We start from the raw sequence: 5,168 nt of genomic DNA, 5'->3' as shown, positions 1-5,168 counted from the left end.
GCGCGCGGGTCACCCTCCAGGGCCTCGGAAACCTCTTCAACGGCACGTACCGCGTGGTGCGCACGTGCCACCGGTTCGAGCTCGTCCATGGCTACGAGACGGAGTTCGACGTGGAGCGGGTCGGTCTGGGGGCCGTGTCATGAGCGTCGTGGGCATCGCACCGACCGTGGTGACCGGCACTCGGATCAACACACCCGGCTCGCCACGGCTCTACGGCGTGTATGTCGGCGTCGTCGAGGACAACCAGGACCCCGACGGTCAGGGACGGGTGAAGGTGCGCTTCCCCTGGCTCGACAGCGGCAACGACGCCTTCTCGACGTGGGCCCGGCTCGCGACGACGATGGCGGGTCCGGACCGCGGCACCTGGTTCGTGCCCGAGGTCGATGACGAGGTGCTGGTCGCGTTCCAGAGCGGCAGCCCCGACCACCCCTTCGTCATCGGGTCGCTGTGGAACGGCCAGGACGCTCCGCCCGTGAGCATGGACTCCGCCAACAACGTCAAGGCGATCGTCTCGCGCCAGGACATCCGGATCGCGCTCGACGACACCGACGGGGCGGTCACGCTGACCCTGTCCACACCGGGTGGCCAGAAGGTCACCCTCGCCGACAGCGGCAGCACCCTCAAGCTCGAGGACTCCTCCGGCAACTACGTGGAGCTGGCGCCCGGGGGGATCACGCTGAACTCCTCGGCCAAGGTCACCATCACGGCGACCTCGGTCTCCGTGAGCGCGGCCACCGTTAAGGTCGATGCCCCGATGTCGACCTTCACCGGCGTCGTCAAGTCCGACACCAACATCACGACCACCACGGTGAGCTCCAGCTACACCCCCGGCGCCGGGAACATCTGGTGACCGCCGTGGCCGTCGCCCCGGCAGGGCGCTCCGAGATCGTCCAGTGGCTGGCACCCGCACCGCTGTGGGACAGCGCGCCCGCCGGCAGTGCACAGCTGACGCAGCCGTGGATCAGCGAGCTGCGCGGCGACGACTTCGTCGACGACTTCCTGTCGATGCTCGCCGGCAGCAGCGGGTCGGCCGCCGACCTCGCCGCGCTTGCTCCGGAGACCACCACCGACGGCACGGCCACGGCTCCGTTCCGTCTCTACCAGCCACTCAGCCAGCGCTACTACCTCGTGAGCGCCACCCTCGCGTGCCGGCGCCCGGGCATCCCCGACCACACTCTGCGACCCGAACGCCACGAAGCGGTCTTCTTCGTCATGCGACGCGTGACCTCCGGCGGCGAGCAGGCTTTCGTACCAGACGAATCCGGTGGGACCTGGGTGACGGCACCCGACCACGGGGTCGCCGACGGCGAGAAGCAGCTGCCGATGCACCGCGCGCCGGTCACGCCGTATGCCGCATCGGGCTCGATCACCGCCGCCCTGGGTCTCGGGCTCGACGGCGGCACCGGGCGCGCCCTCTGGTTCGGCTACGTGCCCGTCGGGCTCGAGCGCACGCTCGTCAGGCCGATGGCCGACCCGGCCGGAGCGCTGGACAAGCTACGCAGCTCGAACACCGACCCGAACCTGCCCATCCCGAACCCGGCCCTGGACTGGTTCTTCCAGCGGGTGGTCCAGCCGTGGAGCGCCCTGCCGACGGCACCGTCGGTGACCGACCCGAACGCGACGTCGAGCAACCGGGAGTACGCCTCCCTCTACATCCTGCTGGACCTCGGCGACTGGGTGCGGACGTACCTCAAGACCCAGGTGTGGGACCTGCTGGGAACCCCGAACGCGAACCTGCCGACCGGCGTCTACGGGGACTTCGTGCGACACCTTCAGGCGACGACCGTCACGACGCGGGTCGGGACCACCCCCGGCAGCGTCACCGTCGCGAACGCGCTCCTGACCCTGTTCGACCCGCAGAACGACTGCAGCGGCCTGCTCGTGGGCGACGACCACAACGTGCCCGGGTCGAACTACGACCTGACCGGTGCCGCCTCGAACGCCAACCTGCTGGGCGCCGACGCCCGAAAGACTCTCGACGACAGCGGGGCCCAGGCGCAGGTGCCGCCCGAGCTCGAAGGCATGATCCAGGAGGAGCCACCGCCGACGACGACGGGGACGCCGTCGACGCCGGCGAGCGGAAAGAGCACCGGTGCGACCTACGTCATCCGCGTCGTCCTGCGGTACGACCCGTGCTGCTATATGGTCAGCGCCCCGACGCACACGTTCCAGCTGGCGCGCGCCCTCGCCGCCGACGCCCCCGCCCGGCAGATCCTGATCCAGGCGCCCGACATCACCCACCTGCGCGCGTTCAAGCGCGGCGTCGCGATCGAGACGCCGGCCTCCCTGCAAAGGATCCTCAACGGGGTCACGCCAGGCGTGCTCAAGGGCGACGGGATCAACCCGTCGGCAGGCCTGGGCATGATCTGCTCCTTCTCACTGCAGATCATCTTCCTCGTCGCCTTCATCCTGATGTTCGTCGTCCTGCTCCTGCTCAACTTCGTCTTCTGGTGGCTGCCGTTCCTCAAGATCTGCTTCCCCATCCCGGTACCCCCGAGATCATCGGCAGGGCCGACACCATGACGGCCAGCACCACTGCGTCAGGCGCCGGTCTCTACGGCCGAGGCCTGTCGTTCCCACCACGCGTCGGCCCGGCCGGTGGCATCGTATGGTCCGAGGGCGAGCTCAACGTCCGCGAGTGCTTGGCGACCCTGCTGCGGACTCTTCCCGGCGAGCGGGTCGAGCTCGGAACGTACGGCTGCGGGCTCCGTCGCTATCTCTACGAGCCCAACAGCGTCGCCACGCTGCGCCTCATCTCCGAGGACGTGCAGCTTGCCATCACGCGGTGGGAGCCGCGGGTTCGGCTCGACGACGTGACCGCCACCGTCAACCCAGGCGACCCGCGCGCGGTCGACGTGTCGATCAGCTACACGCTCGTTGCCACCGGTCTCGCCGAACAGCTCCGGGTGACCGTCGCCCCGGACGCCACGGCCATGGAGGTGACCCGATGACGATCCCCATCCCGGTCCTCGACGACCGCAGCTACGAACAGCTTGTGGCAGAGGCGCGCTCACGCGTCCCGGTCCACACCCCGGAGTGGACCAACCTCAACGAGAACGACCCCGGCGTCACCATCGTCGAGCTGTTCGCGTTCCTCGTCGACAACCTCCTGTACCGCAGCAACCGCATCCCGGAGGCGAACCGGCTGAAGTTCCTCAGCATGCTCGGGATCGGGCTGAAGCCGGCATCACCAGGTGTGGGACTGGTGACGGTCACCAACGTGAAGGCGCCGCTGGAGCCTCCGTTCGCGGTCGAGGCGGGCACCGAGCTGCGCGCCGGGCAGGTGCGGTTCGTCACCGACACACCGCTGGCGGTGCTGCCGGTAACGGCGACCGTCTACTACAAGCAGCCACAGCAGCTGGACCCGGAGTCCCTGGCCAGGTACCAGCGGATCTACCAGACCTTCCTGTCGACCGACACCGAGGTGTTGGACTTCTACCGGCCCGTCGAGCTCCAGCCGCCGGCGACCGGCAAACCCGACCCGGTCGTCGACCTCGGCGATCCCGTCACGGGAACCATCGACCGGTCGCTCTGGATCGCCCTCCAGGCGCAGAAGGGTGCCTCGCTCGTCGACGTGCGCCGGGCGATCGCCGGACAGACCCTGTCGATCGGGATCTTCCCCACCGCTGCCGTGCCCGGTCAGGTCCTGCTGCCCGAGCGCACCGGCACGACGACGGCCGACCCCGGCCTGGTCGTGGAGATCGCCGCACCGGCGCCGGACCCCTCGGACCCGCTCGACGCGGCGGGCACGGGGCTCGGCGCGGGCCCGGCCGCATACGCCCGGCTCCCATTCACCTATGCGGAGCCCGTGCTCGACGCCCCCGGACTCGTCCAGGTGACGCTGCCGCCTTACGAGCGCCTGCTGCGCTGGGACTTCGACCCGGCGGAGGAGGGCACCGGCGACTTCCCGCCTCGGCTGGACGACCCGAAGATCTCGTCCCGCCTCGTGACGTGGATCCGGTTGCGCTACCCGCAGCAGGGAGATGAGCCCGCCGCCTCGGCCCAGGCCGCAACACCCATCGCCGTCTCGGGTGGCGCGCCCACAGCAGCGCCGGGAGCCACCAGCGGCAGCACGTCGACCGGCGCCGCGGCGACGGGCTGTGGGCGCGGCAGCACGAGTCCGACAGTGGCGGCCACCCCGACGGTCACGAGCACCGGCGCCGCAGACGTGTCGCTCACCGGCTGCGGCGGGTCGTGCGGCGGTTCGTGCACCGGCTGCACCGACGACGGCACCACGCGCAACAGGTCCACCGCGTCGACCCTGCCCGGCCGGATCACGTGGGTCGGGGTCAACGCCACCCGGGCGGTGCAGGCCGTCGCCGTCAGGCAGGAGTCGCTGGGTCTCGCGCCGGGAACTCCGTACCACGTCGGCACGCTCGCGCACTCCCCCGTGCTGACCATCGCGCTCCCCGGTGCCGGCGCCGACCCGGTGACCGTCGAGGTGCAGGACATCGGCTCGGAATGGCAGACCTGGCGCGAGGTGGACGACCTGTTCGCGGCCGGACCGGACGACCGCGTGTACACCCTCGACCCGGCCGCCGGGACCATCATGTTCGGCTCGGGACTGAACGGCTCACGGCCCACGCGCGGCGCGCGGATCCGCGTGTCGTACTGGTACGGCGGTGGAGAGCAGGGCAACGTCGCGATCGGCGGCATCGACAAGTCCGTCGCCCTGCCCGGCGGCTTCGCCCTCACCAACCCGCTGGCGACCTGGGGCGCGGGTGCGGGCGAGTCCGTGGCGGAGGGAGAGGCCGCGATCGCGGGGTGGCTTCGCCACCGCGACCGGCTCGTCACCATCGACGACTTCCGCGACCTCACCCGGAGGACCCCCGGGATCGACCTGGGCCGCGTCGAGATCCTCCCGCTGTTCAACGCCGACGCGACCGGTGACCAGGAGTGGCCGGGGATGGTCACCGTCCTGGTCGTCCCCCGGTCCGATCCGGCACACCCGGCCACGCCGGTGCCCGACCGGCAGTTCCTCGACGCCGTCTGCGGCTGGCTCGGCCCCCGGCGACTCGTGACCACCGAGCTGCACGTCCGCGGCCCGGCCTACGTCCCGGTGTGGGTGTCGATAGCCGTCGTGCCGCTGCCCGGGCAGGTGCCCTCGATCCTCAACCAGAGCGTCACCGACGCGGTGCGAACCTTCCTGTCGCCCCTCGTCGGCGGGC

General features: G+C 70.7%; 4 protein-coding genes. All 4 read left to right on the top strand.

Going from position 1 to position 5,168, the window contains the following annotated elements; translation table 11 throughout:
- The first annotated feature begins 139 nt into the window (after nucleotides 1-139).
- Nucleotides 140-850, top strand: a complete 711-nt coding sequence (locus AC1DP0_RS17750; RefSeq protein WP_478086934.1) for a phage baseplate assembly protein V — start codon at nucleotides 140-142, stop codon at nucleotides 848-850.
- Entirely contained in the window at nucleotides 847-2,523 is a 1,677-nt protein-coding gene (locus AC1DP0_RS17745) for a hypothetical protein (RefSeq protein ID WP_478086931.1), read from the top strand. The genes AC1DP0_RS17750 and AC1DP0_RS17745 overlap by 4 nt, the downstream gene beginning before the upstream one ends.
- Nucleotides 2,520-2,951 (top strand): GPW/gp25 family protein, encoded by a 432-nt coding sequence (locus tag AC1DP0_RS17740; RefSeq protein ID WP_478086928.1) that lies wholly within the window; start codon nucleotides 2,520-2,522, stop codon nucleotides 2,949-2,951. Before AC1DP0_RS17745 ends, AC1DP0_RS17740 begins: the two co-directional genes overlap by 4 nt.
- Nucleotides 2,948-5,168: putative baseplate assembly protein (locus AC1DP0_RS17735; protein ID WP_478086923.1), on the top strand; the 2,221-nt coding region annotated here is incomplete at its 3' end. The genes AC1DP0_RS17740 and AC1DP0_RS17735, both read left to right, overlap by 4 nt.

The organism is Terrabacter sp. P5_B1, assembly GCF_056400505.1.
Note: the sequence above shows the minus strand (reverse complement) of the source record. Positions and strands in the feature narration are given on the sequence as shown.